Source organism: Pseudomonas sp. B21-031, assembly GCF_024748985.1.
In the GTDB taxonomy this organism is placed as follows: Bacteria; Pseudomonadota; Gammaproteobacteria; order Pseudomonadales; family Pseudomonadaceae; genus Aquipseudomonas; species Aquipseudomonas kermanshahensis.
Genome location: NZ_CP087181.1, coordinates 2,007,222 through 2,028,609 on the forward strand (window position 1 = coordinate 2,007,222; position 21,388 = coordinate 2,028,609).

At 63.5% G+C, this 21,388-nt stretch carries 18 protein-coding genes and 1 tRNA gene; 11 read left to right on the plus strand and 8 right to left on the minus strand.

The features are described from left to right. Window positions 1-117 precede the first annotated feature (117 nt). Window positions 118-1,602 (plus strand): 2-methylcitrate dehydratase, encoded by a 1,485-nt coding sequence (gene prpD, locus LOY53_RS09065; RefSeq protein ID WP_258703884.1) that lies wholly within the window; start codon window positions 118-120, stop codon window positions 1,600-1,602. Between the two features lie 87 nt (window positions 1,603-1,689). On the opposite strand, the gene acnB is transcribed toward prpD, so the two are convergent. Next, window positions 1,690-4,299, minus strand: coding sequence for a bifunctional aconitate hydratase 2/2-methylisocitrate dehydratase (gene acnB, locus LOY53_RS09070; protein WP_099429920.1), 2,610 nt, complete (start codon window positions 4,297-4,299; stop codon window positions 1,690-1,692). A gap of 404 nt (window positions 4,300-4,703) precedes the next feature. Here acnB and LOY53_RS09075 point away from each other — a divergent pair, with 404 nt between their 5' ends. After that, window positions 4,704-5,183, plus strand: coding sequence for a DUF1289 domain-containing protein (locus tag LOY53_RS09075; protein ID WP_177323889.1), 480 nt, complete (start codon window positions 4,704-4,706; stop codon window positions 5,181-5,183). 57 nt (window positions 5,184-5,240) lie between these two features. Here the strand turns inward: LOY53_RS09075 and queD are convergent, their stop codons facing one another. Then, entirely contained in the window at window positions 5,241-5,597 is a 357-nt protein-coding gene (gene queD, locus LOY53_RS09080) for a 6-carboxytetrahydropterin synthase QueD (RefSeq protein WP_033699061.1), read from the minus strand. A 134-nt stretch (window positions 5,598-5,731) separates the two neighbouring features. Here queD and LOY53_RS09085 point away from each other — a divergent pair, with 134 nt between their 5' ends. From LOY53_RS09085 to LOY53_RS09105, 5 genes are all read left to right on the plus strand, one after another. Beyond that, entirely contained in the window at window positions 5,732-6,040 is a 309-nt protein-coding gene (locus LOY53_RS09085; RefSeq protein WP_258703885.1) for a PepSY domain-containing protein, read from the plus strand. Then, window positions 6,040-6,354: a PepSY domain-containing protein gene (locus LOY53_RS09090; RefSeq protein WP_027593912.1), complete on the plus strand. Its 315-nt coding sequence runs from the start codon at window positions 6,040-6,042 to the stop codon at window positions 6,352-6,354. The genes LOY53_RS09085 and LOY53_RS09090 overlap by 1 nt, the downstream gene beginning before the upstream one ends. Next, window positions 6,355-7,023, plus strand: a complete 669-nt coding sequence (locus tag LOY53_RS09095) for a response regulator transcription factor (RefSeq protein WP_027593911.1) — start codon at window positions 6,355-6,357, stop codon at window positions 7,021-7,023. Beyond that, entirely contained in the window at window positions 7,020-8,339 is a 1,320-nt protein-coding gene (locus LOY53_RS09100; protein ID WP_252827309.1) for a sensor histidine kinase, read from the plus strand. The genes LOY53_RS09095 and LOY53_RS09100 overlap by 4 nt, the downstream gene beginning before the upstream one ends. A 284-nt stretch (window positions 8,340-8,623) precedes the next feature. Further along, window positions 8,624-9,781 carry an HPP family protein gene (locus LOY53_RS09105; protein WP_252827310.1) on the plus strand — a complete coding sequence of 386 codons (1,158 nt, stop codon included), beginning with the start codon at window positions 8,624-8,626 and terminating at the stop codon, window positions 9,779-9,781. Here LOY53_RS09105 and LOY53_RS09110 read toward each other — a convergent pair. Next, window positions 9,755-10,621: a LysR family transcriptional regulator gene (locus LOY53_RS09110; RefSeq protein WP_085273236.1), complete on the minus strand. Its 867-nt coding sequence runs from the start codon at window positions 10,619-10,621 to the stop codon at window positions 9,755-9,757. The two genes, LOY53_RS09105 and LOY53_RS09110, sit on opposite strands and share 27 nt — an antisense overlap. A gap of 181 nt (window positions 10,622-10,802) precedes the next feature. Between LOY53_RS09110 and LOY53_RS09115 the strand changes: the two genes are divergently transcribed. Then, complete coding sequence (locus LOY53_RS09115) at window positions 10,803-12,692, plus strand: propionyl-CoA synthetase (protein ID WP_258703886.1); 1,890 nt, start codon at window positions 10,803-10,805, stop codon at window positions 12,690-12,692. Window positions 12,693-12,806: 114 nt separating this feature from the next. On the opposite strand, the gene zapE is transcribed toward LOY53_RS09115, so the two are convergent. Beyond that, window positions 12,807-13,892: a cell division protein ZapE gene (zapE, locus tag LOY53_RS09120; RefSeq protein ID WP_252827313.1), complete on the minus strand. Its 1,086-nt coding sequence runs from the start codon at window positions 13,890-13,892 to the stop codon at window positions 12,807-12,809. A gap of 117 nt (window positions 13,893-14,009) precedes the next feature. After that, a complete protein-coding gene (locus LOY53_RS09125; protein WP_027593905.1) occupies window positions 14,010-14,252 on the minus strand; it encodes a hypothetical protein in 243 nt (80 codons plus the stop codon). Window positions 14,253-14,522: 270 nt separating this feature from the next. Here LOY53_RS09125 and LOY53_RS09130 point away from each other — a divergent pair. After that, window positions 14,523-14,597 (plus strand) — tRNA-Gln (locus LOY53_RS09130). 245 nt (window positions 14,598-14,842) lie between these two features. Here the strand turns inward: LOY53_RS09130 and LOY53_RS09135 are convergent. Genes LOY53_RS09135 through LOY53_RS09145 form a run of 3 tightly spaced genes read right to left on the minus strand, consistent with a single transcriptional unit; the run spans window position 14,843 to window position 19,970 of the window. Continuing rightward, window positions 14,843-17,230 carry a hybrid sensor histidine kinase/response regulator gene (locus LOY53_RS09135; protein WP_252827314.1) on the minus strand — a complete coding sequence of 796 codons (2,388 nt, stop codon included), beginning with the start codon at window positions 17,228-17,230 and terminating at the stop codon, window positions 14,843-14,845. Between the two features lie 13 nt (window positions 17,231-17,243). Then, a complete protein-coding gene (locus LOY53_RS09140) occupies window positions 17,244-17,705 on the minus strand; it encodes a response regulator (protein WP_027593903.1) in 462 nt (153 codons plus the stop codon). Window positions 17,706-17,720: 15 nt separating this feature from the next. Next, a complete protein-coding gene (locus tag LOY53_RS09145) occupies window positions 17,721-19,970 on the minus strand; it encodes an ATP-binding protein (RefSeq protein WP_252827404.1) in 2,250 nt (749 codons plus the stop codon). A gap of 307 nt (window positions 19,971-20,277) precedes the next feature. Between LOY53_RS09145 and LOY53_RS09150 the strand changes: the two genes are divergently transcribed. Together LOY53_RS09150 and LOY53_RS09155 are read left to right on the plus strand one after the other, a co-directional pair. Then, complete coding sequence (locus tag LOY53_RS09150; protein ID WP_252827315.1) at window positions 20,278-20,805, plus strand: spore coat U domain-containing protein; 528 nt, start codon at window positions 20,278-20,280, stop codon at window positions 20,803-20,805. A 30-nt stretch (window positions 20,806-20,835) separates the two neighbouring features. Continuing rightward, window positions 20,836-21,372, plus strand: a complete 537-nt coding sequence (locus LOY53_RS09155; protein WP_252827316.1) for a spore coat U domain-containing protein — start codon at window positions 20,836-20,838, stop codon at window positions 21,370-21,372. Window positions 21,373-21,388: the final 16 nt, after the last annotated feature.

Here is a 21,388-nt window from a genome sequence, read left to right on the forward strand (position 1 = left end):
GATGACTGGGGCCGCTTCGCGGCCCATCGCCGGCAAGCCGGCTCCCACACCGAACCTGTGGGAGCTGGCTTGCCGGCGATGGGCTGCCAGGCAGCCCCACAATCACAGGAGCTGCAAATGAGCGCCAACGTGGACCTTAACCAGCGCCCCGACTACGACCGGGTGCTGCAAACCCTCGCCGATTACGTCCTCACCTACCGGGTCGAATCCCCGGAGGCACTGGACACCGCGCGCAACTGCCTGATGGACACCCTGGGCTGCGGCCTGCTGGCCCTGCGCTTCCCCGAATGCACCAAACACCTCGGCCCGTTGGTAGAGGGCACGGTGGTACCGAACGGCGCCCGCGTGCCCGGCACCGCCTACCGCCTCGATCCGGTCAAGGCCGCCTGGGACATTGGCTGCATCGTGCGCTGGCTGGACTACAACGACACTTGGCTGGCCGCCGAGTGGGCGCACCCTTCGGACAACCTCGGCGGCATTCTGGCCGTGGCCGATCACCTGTCGCAAAAACACGTGGCAAAGGGTGAAAGCCCGCTGCTGATGCGCGAAGTGCTCGAAGCCATGGTCATGGCGCACGAGATCCAGGGCGTGTTGGCGCTGGAGAATTCGTTCAATCGCGTGGGCCTGGACCACGTGATCCTGGTCAAGGTGGCTTCCACGGCCGTGTGCGCCAAGCTGATGGGGGCCAGCCGCGAGCAACTGCTGTCGGCGTTGTCGCATGCCTTTGTCGATGGCCAGGCGCTGCGCACCTACCGCCATGCACCCAACGCAGGCTCGCGCAAGTCCTGGGCTGCGGGCGATGCGTCCAGCCGGGGGGTGCGCCTGGCCGATATCGCGCTGCGTGGCGAGATGGGTGTGCCTGGCGTGCTCACGGCGCCGCAATGGGGCTTCTATGACGTGTCATTCAGTCATACCAACAAGGACCTGGCGCTCAAGCCCTCTGCCCAGCAGGAGTTGCGCCTGCCGCAGCCCTTGGCCAGCTATGTGATGGAGAACGTGCTGTTCAAAGTCAGTTTCCCGGCCGAGTTCCACGCCCAGACGGCCTGTGAAGCCGCCGTCCTGCTGCACCCGCAGGTGCGCAATCGCCTGCATGAGGTGGACCGTATTGTCATTACTACGCAGGAGTCGGCAATTCGCATCATTTCCAAGGTCGGCCCACTGGCCAATGCCGCTGATCGTGATCACTGCCTGCAGTACATGGTGGCGGTGCCGCTGATTTTTGGCCATCTGGTGGCCGAGCATTACGAGGATGTCTTCCACGCTGCCCACCCGAGTATCGACCGCTTGCGCGACAAGATGGAGGTGGTCGAGGACCCGCGCTTTACCCGTGAATACCTGGAGGCTGACAAGCGCTCGATCGCCAACGGCTTGCAGGTGTTTTTCAAGGATGGCAGCAGCACCGAGCAGGTGGTGGTGGAGTACCCGGTCGGGCACAGGCGTCGGCGCGGGGAGGGCATCCCCTTGCTGGAGGCGAAGTTCAGGGAGAACCTGGCGACGCGGTTTGCGCGGCAACGGTGTGAGGCGATTTTCGAGCTGTGCGAGGATCAGCAAAAGCTGGAGGCGACGGCGGTGCACAGGTTTGTGGATTTGTTCGTCATCTGAGCTTGACGCTGCCCGCGAGGAGCCCCGAGAGGGCAATAAAAAAACCCCAGCATTTCTGCTGGGGTTTTTTCTTACAGCGTACTGCTATTACGCTTGAACAACCGGGATCTTGGCGTTGGCCGCAGCCTCGCGGAACTCGGCGATCTGGTCGAAGCTCAGGTAGCGGTAGACGTCGGCAGCCATGCTGTCGATGTCCTGCGCGTACTGCATGTACTCTTCGACAGTCGGCAGTTTGCCGATGATCGAAGCGACAGCAGCCAGCTCGGCCGATGCCAGGTACACGTTGGTGGCGTCGCCCAGACGGTTCGGGAAGTTACGGGTCGAGGTGGAAACCACGGTCGAACCGGTCTGCACACGTGCCTGGTTACCCATGCACAGCGAGCAGCCTGGCATTTCCATGCGTGCACCGGCTTTGCCGTAGATGCCGTAGTAGCCTTCTTCGGTCAGCTGGTGAGCGTCCATCTTGGTTGGCGGAGCCAGCCACAGACGGGTCGGAATGCCACCCTTGACCTTCTCCAGCAGTTTGCCGGCAGCGCGGAAGTGACCGATGTTGGTCATGCACGAACCGATGAACACTTCGTCGATCTTCTCGCCCTGTACCGAAGACAGCAGGCGGGCATCGTCCGGGTCGTTCGGCGCGCAGAGCACAGGCTCTTTGACGTCGGCCAGGTCGATTTCGATGATTTCGGCGTATTCGGCATCGGCGTCGGCCGACAGCAGCTCAGGCTTGGCCAGCCAAGCTTCCATGGCCTGGGCGCGACGCTCCAGGGTGCGGGCATCGCCGTAGCCTTCGCCGATCATCCAGCGCAGCAGGGTGATGTTGGAAGTCAGGTACTCGGCGATGGCCTTTTCTGGCAGCTTGATGGTGCAACCGGCAGCCGAACGTTCAGCCGAGGCGTCGGACAGTTCGAACGCTTGCTCGACGGTCAGTTCGTCCAGGCCTTCGATTTCCAGGATGCGGCCGGAGAAGGCGTTTTTCTTGCCCTTCTTCTCGACGGTCAGCAGGCCCTTCTGGATGGCGTAGTAAGGGATGGCATGAACCAGGTCACGCAGGGTGATGCCAGGTTGCAGCTTGCCCTTGAAACGCACCAGGATCGACTCTGGCATGTCCAGCGGCATGACGCCGGTGGCGGCGGCGAAGGCCACCAGGCCGGAACCGGCCGGGAACGAGATGCCGATCGGGAAGCGGGTGTGCGAGTCGCCACCGGTACCGACGGTGTCAGGCATCAGCATGCGGTTCAGCCAGCTGTGGATGATGCCGTCGCCTGGGCGCAGCGACACGCCGCCACGGGTGCGGATGAAGTCTGGCAGGGTGTGGTGGGTGGTGACGTCGATCGGCTTCGGATAGGCCGCAGTGTGGCAGAACGACTGCATGACCAGGTCAGCGGAGAAGCCCAGGCACGCCAGGTCTTTCAGCTCGTCGCGGGTCATCGGGCCAGTGGTGTCCTGGGAACCGACGGTGGTCATCTTCGGCTCGCAGTAGGCACCTGGGCGTACGCCCTGGCCTTCTGGCAGGCCGCACGCACGGCCGACCATCTTCTGCGCCAGGGTGAAGCCCTTGGTCGAAGCGGCAGGCTGTTCCGGTTTCTTGAACAGGTCGACAGGGCCCAGGCCCAGCTCGGCGCGGGCTTTATCGGTCAGGCCACGGCCAACGATCAGCGGGATACGACCACCCGCGCGGACTTCGTCCAGCAGCACTTCGGTTTTCAGCTCGAAGTTGGTGACCAGTTCGTCGCTGCCGTGACGGCGCACTTCACCTTTGAACGGGTAGACGTCGATGACGTCGCCCATGGCCAGGTTGGTGCAGTCGAACTCGATTGGCAGGGCGCCGGCGTCTTCCATGGTGTTGTAGAAGATCGGGGCGATCTTGGTGCCGAAGCAGAAGCCACCGGCGCGCTTGTTCGGCACGTACGGAATGTCGTCACCGAAGAACCACAGCACCGAGTTTGTGGCGGATTTGCGCGACGAGCCGGTACCGACCACGTCACCCACGTAGGCGACTGGGAAGCCTTTGGCCTTGACCGCTTCGATCTGGGCCAGAGGGCCGACCGAACCTGGCTGCTGTGGCTCGATGCCGTCACGGGCCATTTTCAGCATGGCCAGGGCGTGCAGCGGGATGTCAGGGCGCGACCAGGCGTCCGGGGCAGGGGACAGGTCGTCGGTGTTGGTTTCGCCAGGCACCTTGAATACGGTCAGGGTGTACTTGTCGGCGATGGCCGGACGCGAGGTGAACCACTCGCCGGCAGCCCAGGACTCGAGCACGGCCTTGGCGTGGACGTTGCCCGCCTTGGCTTTTTCGGCCACGTCGTGGAAGGCATCGAACATCAGCAGGGTGTGCTTGAGCTTTTCGGCCGCGACGGCGCCCAGTTCGGCGTCATCCAGCAGCGCGACCAGCGTTTCGATGTTGTAGCCGCCCTGCATGGTGCCCAGCAACTCGGTGGCGAGCTTGCGGTCGATCAGCGGGGATTTGGTTTCGCCCTTGGCCACGGCGGACAGGAAGGCAGCCTTGACATAGGCAGCTTCGTCGACCCCTGGCGGTACACGGTTGGTGATCAGGTCTACGAGGAAGGCTTCTTCGCCGGCCGGCGGGTTTTTCAGCAGCTCGACCAGGCCTGCAGTTTGTTCGGCGTTCAGCGGCTGGGGCACGATACCCAGGGCGGCACGCTCTTCGATGTGTTTGCGGTAGGCTTCAAGCACAGTTATTACCCTCATCAGTGGTCCCTAAAGGGAGTCCGGGACGCTCATCCAGCATTCCCTGCACCCATGCGCAATGACGGCTTCTTGGGCCGCCCAGCCAGGGTCGCAGAGAATCCTTACAGAAGCTGCTTTCAAAGTTTTACGCCTGCAGAACGGGGAGCTGATGAGGGCTGGCACGGGCATGCGAGGGTGCATGGCCCGGGCCAACGCCGTTCTACCGGATTAACTGTGCTCGTGACGCTTTGAAAACAGCTTCCAACGGACATTGTTGCCTTGAAAAGGCCGGATGATTCTACGGCAAAAAAAGCCTGAAGGTAAGGCGGCGAAGATGACTTTAACGAGTGACCCTGGTTAGACAAAGGGCTAACATGGGCCCGTGTTCCACCGCCAAGCTGTTGTTTTTCATGTCCAACAAGTCCATCAAAACCCCTTGCGTCGGCCTGTGCTCCACGGTGTACGGAGACACGGTATGCCGCGGCTGCAAGCGTTTTCACCACGAAGTGATCAACTGGAACGGCTACGACGACGCGCAGAAACGCGCCGTGTGGCTGCGTCTGGAGCAGTTGCTGGTGCAGGTGATGATGGCCAAGCTGGAAGTCTTCGACAAAAGCCTGCTGCGCCTGCAGTTGGAGCAGCGCTCCATCCGCTTTGTGGATCAACAGTCGGAATATTGCTGGGCTTACCAGTTGATCGCCCGTGGGGCCCGGATGATCCGTGACCTGGAGGCTTACGGCATGGTATTGCTGCCGGAGTTTCGAGGCTGGGAGTTGCCGCAACTGCGCGACGCCATCGACCGCGAGTTCTTTCTGCTGTCCGAGGCGCATTACCAGCGCTATATCGCCCCGAGCTTCTTGCGCGATGCCCTGGAGAATGGGCAGGGCTGAAATTTCACTGGCCTCTTCGCGGGCTTGCCCCGCGAAGAGTCCGGAATATTTCTCGGCTCAGTCGCCGGTATATTCGCACCCGCTGGTGCAGGTCTCGTGAATGCGCACCTTGGACAGCTCTGGCAGCAACGGTTTGACCTGTTCCCAGATCCACTTGGCGATCACTTCGCTGGTGGGGTTTTCAAGGCCTGGAATGTCATTCAGGTAGTTGTGGTCCAGCTGTTCGTAGATCGGCTTGAAGATCGCCTTGATCTCGGAAAAATCACGAATCCACCCGGTGTGCGGGTCAAGCGGGCCGGTCAGGTGCAGGCCGACCTTGAACGAGTGACCATGCAGGCGACCACACTTGTGCCCGGCAGGAACGTGCGGCAGGCGGTGGGCCGATTCGAATGTGAACTCTTTGAAAATTTCCACGCTGTCAGAACTCTGTATGAATCAAGAATGCGCGCAGTTTATCATGGCGCCAGCTGTTTTCAGGTTGAATTAAGGACCGCTGGGTAATCTTAACCCCGTAGACAACTTGAACATCTCTCAGGAGAGAAGACACGATGAAAACCTTGATTGCCCTGTTCACCGCCGCCGCCCTTACCCTGGGCGCCAATGCCGCTTTCGCCAAGGACGTTCAGCCTGACGAAGTGGTCAAACTGGTCAACGCCAAGACCATCAAGTCGCTGGATGAGCTGAAAGCCACCGCCATGGCCAAGCACCCGGGCGCCACGGTCACCGACTCGGAACTTGAAGACGAATACGGCCGCTACATCTACAAGGTCGAGCTGCGCGACGCACAGAACGTCGAGTGGGACGTCGACCTGGATGCCAAGACCGGTGAAGTACTCAAGGACGCACGAGACAACTGATGATCCACTTACCGCGGCCGGCGCGATACCTCGCGCTTTCGCTGCTGGCTGTCTGCTCCCTGGCGGCTGCCCGTGACCTGGATCAGGATGAGGCCCTGGCGTTGCGCCAGAAGGGCGTCATCCTGCCGCTCGAACAGCTGCTGGAAACCGCCCTGGGGCGTCACCCCGGGGCGCGTTTGCTGGAGGCCGAGCTGGAAGAAGACGACGATCGCTACGAATACGAAGTCGAGTTGCTGACTGCCGAAGGTGTGGTCCGCGAAATCAAGCTAGACGCCAGTACCGGTGCCCTGCTCAAAGACGAGGAAGACGACTGAATGCGCCTGTTGCTTGTCGAGGACAATGTTCCGCTGGCCGATGAACTGATCGCCGGCCTGCAGCGCCAGGGCTACGCCGTTGACTGGCTGGCCGATGGCCGCGATGCGGTGTACCAGGGCCAGAGCGAACCCTACGACCTGATTATCCTGGACCTCGGCCTGCCAGGCTTGCCGGGGCTCGACGTGCTCGCCCAGTGGCGTGCCGCTGGCCTGGCCACGCCAGTGCTGGTGCTGACCGCGCGCGGCTCCTGGGCCGAGCGCATCGAAGGCCTCAAGGCCGGTGCCGACGACTACCTGAGCAAACCCTTCCACCCCGAAGAGTTGCAGTTGCGCATCCAGGCGTTACTGCGCCGTGCCCGTGGCCTGGCCAACCAGCCCACCTTGGAAGCCGCCGGCCTGCACCTGGATGAAAGCCGGCAGTGCGTGAGCCGTGACGGTGTCGATATCCAGCTGACCGCTGCCGAGTTTCGGCTGCTGCGTTATTTCATGCTGCACCCGCAGCAGATCCTGTCCAAGAGCCACCTGGCCGAGCACCTTTACGATGGCGAGACCGAGCGCGATTCCAATGTCCTTGAAGTGCACGTCAACCACCTGCGCCGCAAGTTGGGCCGCAGTGTGATCGAGACGCGTCGCGGGCAAGGCTATATCTACGCCGGAAGCGTCGCGTGAAGTCGATTCAGGCGCGGCTGAGCCTGGGTCTGGTGGCCGTGCTGGTGGTGGTGGGTGTGGTGCTGGCGCAACTCACTCTGTGGCTGTTCGAGGCGGGCCTGCAGCGCTACCTGGAAAACGGCTTGCGCAAGGAAAGCGAGAACCTGCTGGTGGCCCTGGTGCGGGGGCCTTCAGGTTTGCAGTTGGACGAGCGGCGCATATCTGCGGCCTATCAGCGGCCGTTTTCCGGGTATTACTTTCGCATCGATTTTGACCAAGGCACCTGGCGCTCGCGTTCGCTGTGGGACCTGGACATGCCCAAGCCCGCCGCCCCTGGGCTTTCCGATAGCCACGAGCTGGGCCCAGAGGGGCAGCAATTGCTGGCGCTGCGCGCTGACTATCGCCGCCTAGGCCAGGACATCTCGATCAGCGTGGCGCAGGATTACTCACCGGTGCGTGAAGGCTTCCGGCGCATGCAGCAGATCGGCCTGGGCATGGGGCTGGTGGCGTTGATACTGGTGCTGGTGCTCCAGCGCGTCACGGTTAAGCGCTCATTGCGCCCGCTGGAGCGTGCCCGCCAGCAGATCGCCCAGCTGCAACAAGGGCAGCGCTCGCAACTGGATGCCGAAGTACCTGTCGAGCTGGTACCGCTGGTGGGGCAGATCAACCACTTGCTGAGCCACACCGAAGACAGCCTGCGGCGCTCGCGCAATGCCCTGGGCAACCTTGGCCATGCGCTGAAGACGCCGTTGGCGGTGTTGCTGAGCCTGGCGTCCAGCGCGCGTTTGGAGGGCCTGCCTGACGTGCGCGAGCAAATGCGCGCGCAGCTTGAGCACATTCAGCAGCGCCTGGCACGCGAACTCAACCGCGCTCGCCTGGCGGGTGACGCCTTGCCCGGTGCCCAGTTCGATTGCGATGCCGAATTGCCGGGGTTGTTGAGCACCTTGGGCATGATCCACGGCGAAGGCCTGCTGCTTGAGCGGGACGTACCGCCGGGGCTGCTGTTGCCGTGGGACCGCGAGGACGTTCTGGAGTTGCTGGGCAACCTGCTGGACAACGCTTGCAAATGGGCAGACTGCGAAGTGCGCCTGGGCATTGCACCGAGCGACGGCGGTTACCGGTTGTGGGTCGACGATGATGGCCCAGGTATTCCAGAAAACCAGCGCCTGCAGGTGCTGGAACGGGGCTCGCGGCTGGATGAGCAGGTCGATGGGCATGGCCTGGGGCTGGGTATCGTGCGCGATATCGTCGAGGCCTGGGGCGGGCAACTGGCGTTGCTTCAGAGCCCATTGGGCGGGTTGCGGGTGAGCATCGACTTGCCGCGCAGGGTTAGATAATGCCGTGGCCGCTTCGCGCCCCTTTCGCGACGCAAGGCCGCTCCCACAGCATTGCCGCAGCGGCCCTGTGAGCAGATCACCACTGCAAAAAAATTGCAGTACAGGCGCATTTTTTTGAATTGGCCCTCGCCAATCCCACCCGGCACAATCCCCGCACGAAACTTCCCAGTTTCCATCTCTCCACGGACGGAGCCCCTTGCGCTATTGCTCTGGCAATACAGGGCCCAGGCCAGCGCGGCTGGGCTTTCTTTTTAACCAGAAAAACTACGATTTCGATTATTCACATGCCTGCCTCGCGTTCCGAAAGTCGTCTGCAGCGGCTGTTGCCCGCACCCCTGAATATTCCCCCCAAAGAATGGCTGCGCGCTGGTATCGGCGCCTTGCTTGGCCTGTTCCTGGCCGGCTGGCTGACCAGCATGGCCTATGGCCCCGGCATCGCTTTGCACCTTCTGGGCCCTTTGGCCGCCTCGGCAGTGTTGGTATTTGCCGTGCATTCCGGGCCTTTGGCCCAGCCCTGGCCCGTGCTGGGCAGTTACGCCCTGGCGGGCGCCGTCGGCCTGGCCATGCGCCAGGGGTTCGGGCCTGAGCTTTGGGTGGCTGCTGCTGCTCTGGCGCTTTCGGTACTGGTGATGTGCCTGTTGCGCTGCCTGCACCCACCGGGCGGCGGTGTGGCGGTCAGTGCGGTGCTGGCCGACCCCGGCCTGGCCGGCCTGGGGGATCACCTGCTGGAGCCGGTGCTGCTCAATGCGCTGATTCTGGTGGCAGTGGCGGTGGTCTACAACCGCCTGACTGGCGTGCGTTACCCCAAAGGCATGGCTCCACGCAAAGAGCTGCATCACACCCACGACCCGCTGCCCAGCGAGCGTGTCGGGGTCAGCGGCGCCGACTTGGACCAGGCCCTTGAAGAGCTGGGCGAGTTCGTCGATGTCACCCGGGACGAACTGGAGCGCATCATCCTGGCCACTGAACAGCATGCGTTGCAGCGCAGCCTGGGCGGTATCACTGCAGCCTCCGTGATGTCGCGCGATGTGCAGTTCGCGTCACCAGACACCACCCTGGAGCAGGCGTGGAAGCTGCTGGCCAGCCACCACCTGAAAACCCTGCCGGTGCTGCAGCACGGCAAGCTGGTCGGCATCGTCAGCCTAAGTGACCTGGTAGGGCCGGCTATGCAGCGCGGGCGGTTCCGCTGGCGCGGCCTGTTCGGGCGCAAGGCGGTGCGCATGGAGCAGGTGATGAGCCGGCGGGTGGTCAGCGTCAGCAGCCAGCACCCGCTGGAGCGCCTGCTGCCCTTGTTGTGCGAGCAAGGGCTGCACTGCCTGCCGGTGCTCGACAATGGCCAACTGGTCGGGGTGGTCACCCAGACCGACCTGATCGCCGGCCTTAAGCGGCAATTGCTGAGCGCCGCCGGCAGTGCCTCAGATAACCGGGTCCCAGCGCTGTGACCAATCGCTGGCGCCGGCAGCCACCAGCTGGCGGAGTATCGCGAAGGCCTGTTGCAGTGCTTCGCTGTCGCGCTTGCGCGGGTACACCAGGAACGTCGGGTAGGTGAACTCTGGCGCCTGCGGCACGCGCTCGAACACGCCGCTGTCCAGGTAAGCCTGCACCACACGGGTTCGGAAGTAGCCACTGCCGCCCTGGTCGAGGATGAACTGCAGGGCCAGCGGCCCGAGGTTGAAACTCAGTGCCGGGCGCGCGCAGTCGGGCAGGGCGGCGTCGTGCTGGCGGCGGAACGCCTCGCCCCAGTCGATGTAAATGTACGGGTCAGGCTGATCGACCCGGCGCACGCGGATCAGCTTCTCTTCCATCAACTGCTCGACTTGCAGGCCTGGCCCGTAGGTCGGCTGATAGACCAGCGCGGCGTCCAGCAGGCCCATTTCGACCTTGCGCAGCAGCGATTCGCCGTCGCTCACTTCGCTGCGGATGGCATGGCTGGGCAGTTCGCGGTGCAGCGCACTGACCCAGTCGAGCATCATCGGGTTACCCAGGCTCACTTCGCCGCCCACATGCAGCACTTGCTGGCAACCTTCGGGCAGCGGCAGGTCGCGGCGCGCCGCCTCCCAGGTCTGCACCAGCTGGTTGGCATAGCTGACGAAGGCCTCACCATCGCTGGTCAGGCTGGCGCCGTTGCGGCTGCGTACGAACAACTGGCAGCCCAGTTGCTGCTCAAGGCGCTGGACCCGCGCAGTGATCGCCGTTTGTGACACGAACAGGCGTTCGGCGGCGGCGACCAGGCTGCCGCAGCGCACGATTTCCAGAAAGGTACGGGCCTGATCGATGTCCATGGGCTGCTCGGTGGCTAAAAGGGGCGGCCTATTCTAGAGGCTTTGCACCGTTATGGGGCGTATTCGTGTTGTCTGCAAATTTGCAGGTCGGTTGTGACTTTAGTCCCATGGCGCGCCCGGCGTGGCGGTCCATACTCAAGTTTCGCCCTTCAATAACAACAAGTACCGGGTTCCCTTAGACATGAGCTATCAGCACAGCTACGCCCATTCCATCGCCGACCCTGCCGCTTTCTGGGCCGAGCAAGCCGCGCACCTGGCCTGGCACCGCAAGCCTTCCCTGACCCTGCAGGAAAACCCTGACGGCACCCACCGCTGGTTTGCCGACGGCCGCCTGAACAGCTGCCACCTGGCACTCGACCATCAGATCGAACAAGGCCGTGGCGAGCAGTTGGCGCTGATCTACGACTCGCCGGTGACCGGTACTCAACAGACGTATACCTACTGCCAGCTACGCGACGAGGTGGCACGCCTGGCCGGTTTGCTGCGCCAGCTGGGGGTCGGCAAGGGCGATGGGGTGATCATCTACATGCCCATGGTGCCGCAGGCGGCCATGGCCATGCTGGCGTGCGCGCGGATAGGCGCGGTGCATTCGGTGGTGTTCGGCGGTTTTGCCGCCAACGAGCTGGCCTTGCGTATCGATGATGCCCGCCCCACGTTGCTGCTGACGGCGTCCTGTGGCCTGGAGTTCGACCGGGTAATCGAATACAAGCCGCTGGTCGATCGTGCCCTGCAATTGGCCCGTCACCAGCCGCGCCACGTGCTGGTCCTGCAACGCCCCCAGGCCACCGCCCACTTGCAGCCAGGCCGCGACCTGGACTGGCAGCAGGCGTTGGCAGCGGCCGGGCCGGTGGCCCCTGTCGAGCTGGACGCCGGTGACCCGCTGTACATCATGTACACCTCCGGCACCACCGGAAAGCCCAAGGGCATCGTGCGTGAAAACGGCGGCAACGCGGTTGCGCTGTGCTATGCCATGCGCCACATCTACGGCATGCAGGCGGGCGATGTGTGGTGGGGTATTTCTGACGTGGGTTGGGTGGTGGGGCATTCGCTGATCGTCTACGGGCCGTTGATGAGCGGCTGCACCACGGTGTTCTATGAAGGCAAGCCGATCCGCACCCCGGACGCCTCCGCCTACTGGCGCGTGGTCGAGCAATACAAGGTCAACGCGTTGTTCTGTGCGCCGACCGCCATGCGCGCCATCCGCAAGGAAGACCCGGACGGTGAGCGGATCAAAGGGCACGACCTGAGCTCGCTGCGCCAGTTGTTCCTGGCCGGGGAAAAACTTGATTCAAGCACCCACGAATGGTTGGAGCGGGTCACTGGCAAACCTGTGCACGACCATTGGTGGCAAACCGAGACCGGCTGGCCGGTCACCGCGCCCTGTGTTGGGCTGGAGGGCAGCGCGGCACGTGCAGGGTCCAGCAACCGCGCAGTGCCGGGTTACCACGTGCGTGTGCTGGACGATGACGGCCATGTGCTGGGGCCCAACCACCAGGGGTCGATTGTGATCGCGCTGCCGTTGCCGCCTGGGTGCAGCCAGACGCTGTGGGGCGATCACGAGCGCTACCTGCAAGCGTACCTGCGCACTTACCCGGGCTACTACCACACGGGCGATGGCGGCTACCTGGACGATGACGGCTTCGTCTACATCATGGGGCGCACGGACGACGTGATCAACGTCTCTGGGCATCGCCTGTCCACCGGCGAAATGGAGGATCTGGTGGCGCGTCACCCGGCGGTGGCCGAGTGCGCGGTGATCGGCGTGCATGACGATATCAAGGGTCAGGTGCCGCTGGCGCTGGTGGTGCTGAAAGACGGCGAGGGCATTGCCGAGTCGCAGTTGCTGGTAGACTTGGTCGGCAGTGTGCGCGAAGAAATCGGTGCGCTGGCGTGTTTCAACCGGGTGCGATTGGTCAAGCGGTTGCCCAAGACCCGGTCGGGGAAAATTTTGCGAGCGGTGCTGCGCAAGATTGCCGATGGGCAGGACTATGTGCCGCCGTCGACCTTGGATGACCCGGCGGTGCTGGGGGAGATCGAGGCCGTGTTGGCGGACCTGCCGCGGGCGGGTTGATTCGGTGGTATTGATGGCCCATTCGCGGGGCAAGCCCGCTCCCACAGGAAGCCCCCGGCTTTCAGGTTCGGTGACATGCCGGTGGGAGCGGGCTTGTCCCGCGAATGCGCCAGTTCAGCCAACAAAGAGCTCAGGCCCCACCTGATGCAACTGCCCCAAGCGGCTGCGGGTGCGCATCAGGTCGGCAATTGACCCGCCCAGGCTTTCGTCCAGCGGCCGCCGCCCGATCACTGTCACCTGCTTGTCCTGGTCATACAGCACATCCACCAGGTTGACGAACCGCTGCTGCGCTGCCAGCGAACATTCCGACAGGTCGTCCAGCCCATCGATGACCCACGCATCGTACTGCGCCGCCAGCGCCAGGTAATCGATCACCGCAGTAGGCTGCTCGCACAGGTCGTCGAAGGCGAACATCACCTGCCGGTCGTTACTGGCCAGCACGCGCAGGCTGCGATTATTGATGTCCAATGTGGCCGGCTGCGCGTCCGGTACGCTCACCGCCTGGCGTTGCTCGGCAGTGCCGGGCCACACATAGTGCCCCTGGGTAAAACGCTGATGCTCGCGGTTGGCCGGCAGGCTGCGAAAGTCGGTGTCGCCACCGACTTCCAGCACCTGCATGCGCCCGTTGATCAGGCGGATCACCGGCAGGAAGCGTTCGTGGTACAGCGGATTGGGCAGCAGGCCTTCAGGTGCGTAGTTCGACGTCACCAACAGGAAAACCCCACGCTCGAACAGTGCGGTGAACAGCCGAGTGAGCAGCATGGCATCGCCGATGTCATGCACATGGAACTCGTCGAAGCACAACACCCGGCACTGGCCAATCAGCTCGTCCAAGGTAGCGCCCAGTGCGTCGTCCAGCGCGCGGTGGCGGTGCATGCCCTGGTGCAGGCGGGCAAAAAAATCATGGAAGTGCAGGCGTCGTTTGGCCTGTACCGGCACGGCCTGGAAAAACCCGTCGAGCAGCCAGCTTTTGCCACGGCCGACCGAGCCGTGCAGGTACAGGCTGCACGGTTGCCCATGTTCCAGCTGCGCCAGTTGCTCGGCCATGCTGTGGATGACCCGGCGTTGGCCGTCGCTGAGCTGGTAGCCACGGCTGCACGCCTTGTCTTCGAACCAGGCCAGCAGTTCGCTTTCAGGGGCAGTGTTGGCGCGCAGGCGCTGGCCGAGCTGACGCAGCGGGGTAGGGATCCAGGCAGGCAAATCAATAGCTCCTTGGTCGATGGCGGTGCAGGGCGCAGCTTGCGCGACGGTCGCCATTTTGACCAATAGAGAAAGCAGTGGGCAATGATCGCCTGACGAGATAGGTCGTGCGCTCGCTTAGGCTTTACGCTCCAGCTGGCGCTCGATCATGTACTTCACTGTCAACCGGCGTTCCTTGAGGTGGCGTAGGTCTTCGTCGACGAAGTTGCCGGCCGAGATCGATTCGGCGGCCAGCACCTGGTTGTCGATGTCCATGTACTCGTCCAGCAGGCGGTCGAGGGCTTTGTCTTGCTGGCGACGTTGCTGGACGATTTCCCGCGGGTAGTGCAGGTCTTGGTAAAGGTCGTGTGAGACAGGCATGGATACCTCCTTGGTCAATGAATGCGCCTATCTGATTGGAAAGGCGAAATGCGATTGTGTTGAAGCCATGCAGGCGGAAAGCGACGGATGGTTGCCAGGCTGGGGGTATTGGCAGAGGGAAGGGACTAACTTGCTGTTTTAAAGCATTTTTTTTACATCAGGGGGTTCACAGGCCGAAAGATTGTTGTTAAAGTGCCGCGCATTCCAAGACAACAACCCAGTTGTCACTCAGTTGGAATTGTCAGAGCAGCGTTTGCTGCATCTCGATACAGGGGCGTCGCCAAGCGGTAAGGCAGCAGGTTTTGATCCTGCCATGCGTTGGTTCGAATCCAGCCGCCCCTGCCATTTTCTGATTCAACTCATTATTTCTTCCCGGTGCTTAGCCAGATAAGCGCTGGGTTTTGTCGTTTCCGGTTTTTAGTCCTGGCATGCCCGCCAAACTGTAGGAGCAGCCTTGTGCTGCGAAGAGGCCAGTGACCGTCAGGGAATGTCCGCTGCGGCTGCCGGCCTCTTCGCAGCACAAGGCTGCTCCTACAGTTAGCGTGCGTAAAGCAGGCACAGTTGGCGTGCGTACAACAGATGCTGTAAAGCTACGCCGAGACGCGCAGCAATTCACTCAGCACCCGCGCCAATTCTTCGGCCTGTACTGGCTTTTGAATCACCAGGCTACCGGGCAGTTCCAACCCTTCCAGTTCCGCATACCCCGTCAGAAACACCACCGGTAAACGCGGGTGTCGCACGCGCGCTGCCAGGGCCAACTGCGCGCCATTGAATTCGGGCATGGCGAAATCGGTCAGCAACAGGTCGATGCTGTCGTCGAGCAATGCCAGGGCCTGTTCGCCACTGTGTGCCTGGCGCACCTGATAGCCGTACTGGCGCAGCACATCGCCGAGCATGTCGCGTACCAGGTGGTCGTCGTCCACCAGCAAAACGGTGTGGTTTTGGCCACTGTCACCAAGCGGCTGGGAAGCCTCTGGCACCACGGGCTCGCTCTGCGCTTCACCCTTGACCGCCGGCAGGTACACCGCCACCTGGGTGCCGCGCCCGGGCACGGTGTCAATGCGCACGCCGCCGCCCGACTGCTTGGCGAAGCCAAACACCTGGGCCAGGCCAAGCCCCGACCCCTTGCCGATGTCCTTGGTGGTGAAAAATGGCTCGAACACTTTGGCCAGCACGTCTTCGCTCATGCCGCAGCCGGTATCGCGGATGCTCAGCATCACGTACTCGCCAGGGTCCGGGTCTTCCGGGCGCTGGGGGCGGGCCTCGATGTGGGTGTTGCGGGTGTAGAGGGTCAGTTGGCCGCCGTCGGGCATGGCGTCGCGGGCATTGATCGCCAGGTTGAGAATGATCATCTCGGTCTGGGTCGGGTCGGTCAGTGCCTGCCACAGGTGCGGGTCCAGGTCCAGGCGCACCGACACGTTACCGCCCAGGGTGCGGCGCAGCAGTTCTTCAAGACCGGCCAGCGTCCGGTTCAGGTTCAGCGGCACGGGCTCCAGGCGCTGGCGCCGGGAGAAGGCCAGCAACTGCGAGGTCAGCTTGGCACCGCGTTCGCCTGCTTCACGGATGTGTGTGAGGCGGGTGCGCGCTTTGTCCAAGTCGGCCTTGTTGAGGTCCCGTTCAAGGAAGCTGGCACCGGTGAGGATCACCGTCAGCAGGTTGTTGAAGTCGTGCGCCACACCCGCGGTCAGCTGGCCGACCGCTTCCAGGCGCTGCATCTGTTGCAGCGCGGCCTCGATACGCTCGCGTTCGGTGATTTGTTCACGCAGGCGGGTGTTGGCCTCGGCCAGCCCCAGGGCGGACTCGCGCTCGCTGGTGATGTCGCGGGCCACCACATACAGCAGGGTGTCTTCGGGTACCACTACCCAGGACAGCCAGCGCTGCTGGCCGCCGGCATGCAGGATGCGGCCGACAAAGCGCGCGCTGGTACGGCCGTGGGCGAGGGCGGCCAGCTCGGTGAGGAAAAGCTCCTGATCGGGCTCAGGCAGCAGGTGCAGCAGTGACGTCTGGCTCAGGCGCTCGCGCGACAGGCCCAGGCTGGCTTCCCAGGCTGGGTTGAGGGCGACCGGCGTGAGGTCTTTGTTCAGCACGGCCAACAAGTCTTGCGACAGCTCCCAGGCGCGGTCGCGTTCACGGGTACGGCGCTCGACGCGCTCGCCGAGCATCTCGTTCAATTGCTTGAGGGCGAGGGTGGCCTGGCGCTGGGTGTGAATGTCCTGCAGCACGCCAGAAAAGCGCACGCACTGGTCATCGACGAACTGGCTCTGGCCGCTGCTGAGCAGCCAGCGGGGTTCCAGACCGTGGGGTTGCGCGATACGGAACTCGACCCGGTAGTGGCCGCCGCTCTCGGGGCGCATGGCATGCTGCACGGCGTCGCGAACCATGGCCAGGTCTTCGGGGTAGATGCCGGCGAAGAACACGTCCAGGGTCATTTCGGTGCTGGTGGGCAGCCCGAACAAGGTCTTGCAGCGGTCGTCCCACAGCAACAGGCCTTCCTGTGGGCGCAGGTCCCAGGTGCCCATGCCGGCGGCGTCGATGGCGATGCGGGCACGCGCCTCGACATCCGCCAGCGCTTCTTCGGCGCGGCGCCGACGCTGGCGTTCCTGCACTTCGGTCAACGCCCGACGCACGGCCTTTGGCAGCAGCGGCAGGTTTTTCTTCAGCACATAGTCAGTGGCACCCAGGCGGATCATCTCCACCGCGTGCTCCTCACCGTAGATGCCGGAGAGGAAGATGAACGGGGTGTCGGGTGCCAGGCGCTGGGCGATGGCCAGCACGTCGGTGCCGGACGAGCCGGGCAGCACACAGTCGCAAAGGATCAGGTCATAGTGGCTCTCACGCAGGGCGTGTTCGACGCCGATATGATCGAACACCAACTGCGACTGAACGTGCAGCCCGCTGCGCTCCAGGCGCAGCAGGGTCAGCTCGGCGTCCATCGAGCTGTCTTCGACCATCAAGAGTTTCAGCGGCGTTGGCAGCATCTTCGCGGTGGCCTCAGTTGCTGCCGCGGCGGTTTAGGCGCAGCGAGCCGGGTGGCGGTTCGTTGAGCACGGCCCAGAACACCCCGAGGTCGGAGATGGCGGCGACGAATTCCTTGAATTCCACGGGCTTGACCACGTAGGCATTGACCCCCAGTTCGTAGGCGCGCAGCAGGTCTGGCTCCTCCCGCGACGACGTTAGCATCACGGTCGGAATGCTGCGCAGGTCAGGGGTGGTGCGAACTTCCTTGAGCACTTCCAGGCCATCGACTTTGGGCAGTTTCAGGTCCAGCAGCAGCACGGCGGGGTTGCCACCGTCGCGTTCGGCATAGGCATTACGGCGCAACAGGTAGTCGAGCGCATCGGCGCCGTCACGCAGCACGATGACTTCGTTGGCCAACTGGCTGCGCTCCAGCGCCAGCAGCGTCAGCTCCAGGTCCCGGGGGTTGTCTTCTACCAGCAGGATAGGTTTGAGCATGATGGTACAGGGGCCTCATGTAGTCGCGGCGGGGCGCGGGAGGGTGAAATGGAAACTGGCGCCCTGGTCGATCTGGCCTTCGGCCCAGACACGGCCGTCATGGCGCTCAATGATGCGGCGTACGCTTGCCAGGCCTATCCCGGTGCCTTCGAAGTCTTCCATGCGGTGCAGGCGCTGGAACACGCCGAACAGCTTGTTGGCGTAGGCCATGTCGAAGCCTACGCCGTTATCGCGGATGCACACCTCGACCTCGTCTGGGTGCTCTTGGGCGCGGATCTCGATGCGCGCAGGGTCGCGGCCGCGGGTGTATTTGATGGCGTTGCCAATCAGGTTTTGCAGCGCCAGGTTGATGAACGCCGGGTCAGCGATCACCTTGGGCAGGGGGGCGATGTCCCAGACAATTTCGCGGCCCTGGTAGTCCGGTGCCAGCTCGGCGCGTATGGCGTCGACCAGGGCATTGAGGTCGACATCCGACAGGCGCAGGGCCGAGCGGCCCATTTGCGAGAAATTCAGCAGGTTGTCGACCAGGCTGCCAGCGAACTGCGCGGCTTCGCCAATGTGCTGCAGAAAACGCCGGCCGCGCTCGCTCAGGCCCTGGCCTTCGATTTCGCCGAGCAACTCGGTGTACCCAGCAATGTGCCGCAAGGGCGCACGCAGGTCGTGGGACACGCTGTAGGAAAAGGCTTCAAGCTCCTTGTTCGAGCGGCGCAGTTCACCGGCCAGTTGCGCCAGCTCTTCGGCTTTGCGCAGGACGATGCCCAACACGGCAGTGCGCAGTTCCACCACGCCTTCGACGATCAACGGGTCCCAGGCTTGGCAAAAGCCACGTACTTCTTCCTGCCAGCGTTCAAAGCTGTGGCGTGGGTCGAGCTGGCCTTGCGGGCCGACCTGCTTGCTTGGCTGCCCGGCCCAGTTGACGGTGCGCACCTGCTCGGGGCGGAACCACAGCAGGTAATGCGAGTGGATTTGTGAGATGGCCACTGCCAGCACACCGCCGACATGGTCTGCCAGTTCAGGCAGCTCGTCGATGTCGCGGCGTACGTTGTCGCTGTGGAAGACCGTGTCTTCACCGCGCTGGGCCAACCAGTGCACCAGCGCGGTGACTTGCGCCTGCGGTGGCGTCTTGCCGATCAGGTCGCAACGGTCGGCGGAGATCACTGCGGCGCCGCTGGCACCGGCGAATTCCAGCAGCACATCGGGCAGGTCGCGCAGGCCCTCACTGACGCTGTCGTGATCGGCCATCGACGAAATCATCCGCACGATGTGCTGGCGCAGGTCGAGCAGGGTACGCGTGCTGGCGTGGGATTCACGCGACTCGATCTGCAGCGACAACACGCTGGCCAGCAGCTCACAGGCGGTGCGGGTACGCAGGTCCACGGGGCGTGGCTGGTCATGGTGGCAGGACACCAGCCCCCACAGTTGCCCGTCGACCACGATCGACAGCGACATCGAGGCCAGCGTGCCCATGTTACGCATGTACTGCAGGTGCACCGGCGACACGCTGCGCAGCGCGGCGAAACTCATGTCCAGCGCCTTGCCGGTGCGCGGGTTGGCAGCGGGTACCAGCTTGGAGGGCTGGTAGTTGGCGTCTTCGATCACGCGGATGCGGTTGACCCGATACAGTTCGCGCGCCTGGCGCGGGATGTCCGAGGCGGGGAAGCACAGGCCCAGGTAGCTGGGGTAGCCGGGGTCGGCCACCTCGGCCAGCACCTGGCCGTTGCCTTCGCTGTCGAACCGGTACGCCTTGACCCGGCCGAACCCGGTGATGCGCTTGAGCTGTTCCACCGACTGTTGCAGCAGGTCTTCGAGGCTGGCGGCCAGGTGCAGGTTGCCGACGAAGCTGCGCACCAGTGGGTAGTAATCACCTTGCTCAGCCAGGTCGGCTGGCAAGCGCACGGGCTCGAACTCGACGATCAGCACCTGGTCGTGACGGTGGGCCAGCACGCGCAGCTTGTCGCGCCAGGGCGCACCCGGGCGCAGGCACACGTCGCCGATATGAAACGGAAAGGCCTCGTCGTCGGGCAGACGCGCAAGGTGCGCGCGCATATCGAAGCCGTCATCGACCAGCTCGGCCAAGGCGCAGCCCAGCAGCTCCCTGGCGGGCAAGCCTAGCCAGTGCTCGGCGTTTTCGCTGGCCTGGAGGATGTGCAGGTCGGTCTCGTCCAGCACCAGCAGAAACCCGTGGGGCTGGATGCTGCCCGGCACCTGGATCGGCTCCTGGGCACAGCGCTCTACGGCCTCGGCGAGGGGGTTGTCTGCAGTTATCAATGAAAACGCTCCTGTCATGCCCGCCCATGCAGCGGTCACGTGTCTGGTGCAGGACGATGGTTGACATGCACCGTACCAGAATGTCGGCTGATTTGCCGGCTCATGGCCATTGGAGGCACTGTGCGACGAGGGGTTCGGTGGCATTGAAGATTTTTTCGCGGTGGTCTCGAACGCGCGCTATCGCTTTATCGCTAATACAAAAAAATGGCTTGAAGCCATCACTGCTATTCCACCCCGCTGCTACGCTCCAATGAGTACACAGCTTCAATGCAAAGCGTCAGCACACAGCGATAAGGATTATAAAGTGACGGAACGCTTTTTGGCCGCGTTGTTTGGCCTGTTGTTGAGCGGCAGTGCCGTAGCGACGGACTTTCTCGTTGAAGTGCGGGTCCTGGTGCAGCGAGGCTGCATGCTGGTCAACCAGACGCGAGATGCCGGGGCACAAGCGCTGGGCCTGATCGACCTGGGCAGTGCCGCGCGGCTCGATGGCCCAGGGGCGCCCTTGAGCGGTGTACTGCTCAGCCAGCGGCCGCCACGCCTGGAATGCAACCCCGACACGCCCTATCAGGTGCGGGTCGATGGCGGCCAGCACGGTGGCGTGGGTGAACTGCGCTTTTTGGCCAACGACGACGGCAAGGCCCGGCCTATTCCTTATCGCTTGTACCGCGACCCCGCCTGGCGCGAGCCGCTGGCGGTCGATGTCGCACACTCGGCGCGGGTGCCGAGCAGCGGTTCGATCGAGCTCCCGCTCTACGCCCGTATCGACAAACTGGCCTGGGTACCACGGGCAGGCCTGTATGGCGACCTGCTCAAAATCACGGTCAGCTGGTAAGGACGCCACCATGCACAAGGACGCGACGCCATGAACCGCACCTCGATCCTGCTGCTTACCCTCGGCCCGCTGCTGTTGCCCGGTGGCGCGGCCCATGGCACCACTGCCGGGTTCATCCAGGCGCGGCTGGTGATCAGTGCGGCCTGCCAGATCAGCAGCGGCACCGACCAGCCTGCAACCCTGGGCAACCCTGGCCTGATGGACTTCGGTGAACGTGGCCCGAATTGGGACCAGCCACTGCGCAGCCGGGTCGACGAAGTGGCCGGCGAGGGCAGCTTGCAGATCAGTTGCACGCCCGAGGTCAGGGCCTTCAACGTGCGCATCAACGGCGGCCTGAATGGCAATGACGGCGTACGGCGCCTGAGCAACGGCCGTGAACTGATCCCTTATCAACTGGCGGTGGACCCGGGTGGCAACAGCCGCTACGGCATCGGCCAGGCCCGCGCCTTCACCATCAGCAGCACCCAGCAGATACCGATTCCGATCTACGGCGTGGTAGTGGCGCAACCGCGCGCGCTGCCTGCCGGGCTGTACCGCGACACCCTGAGAGTGACCCTGGACTGGTAACCACGCAAGGAGACTC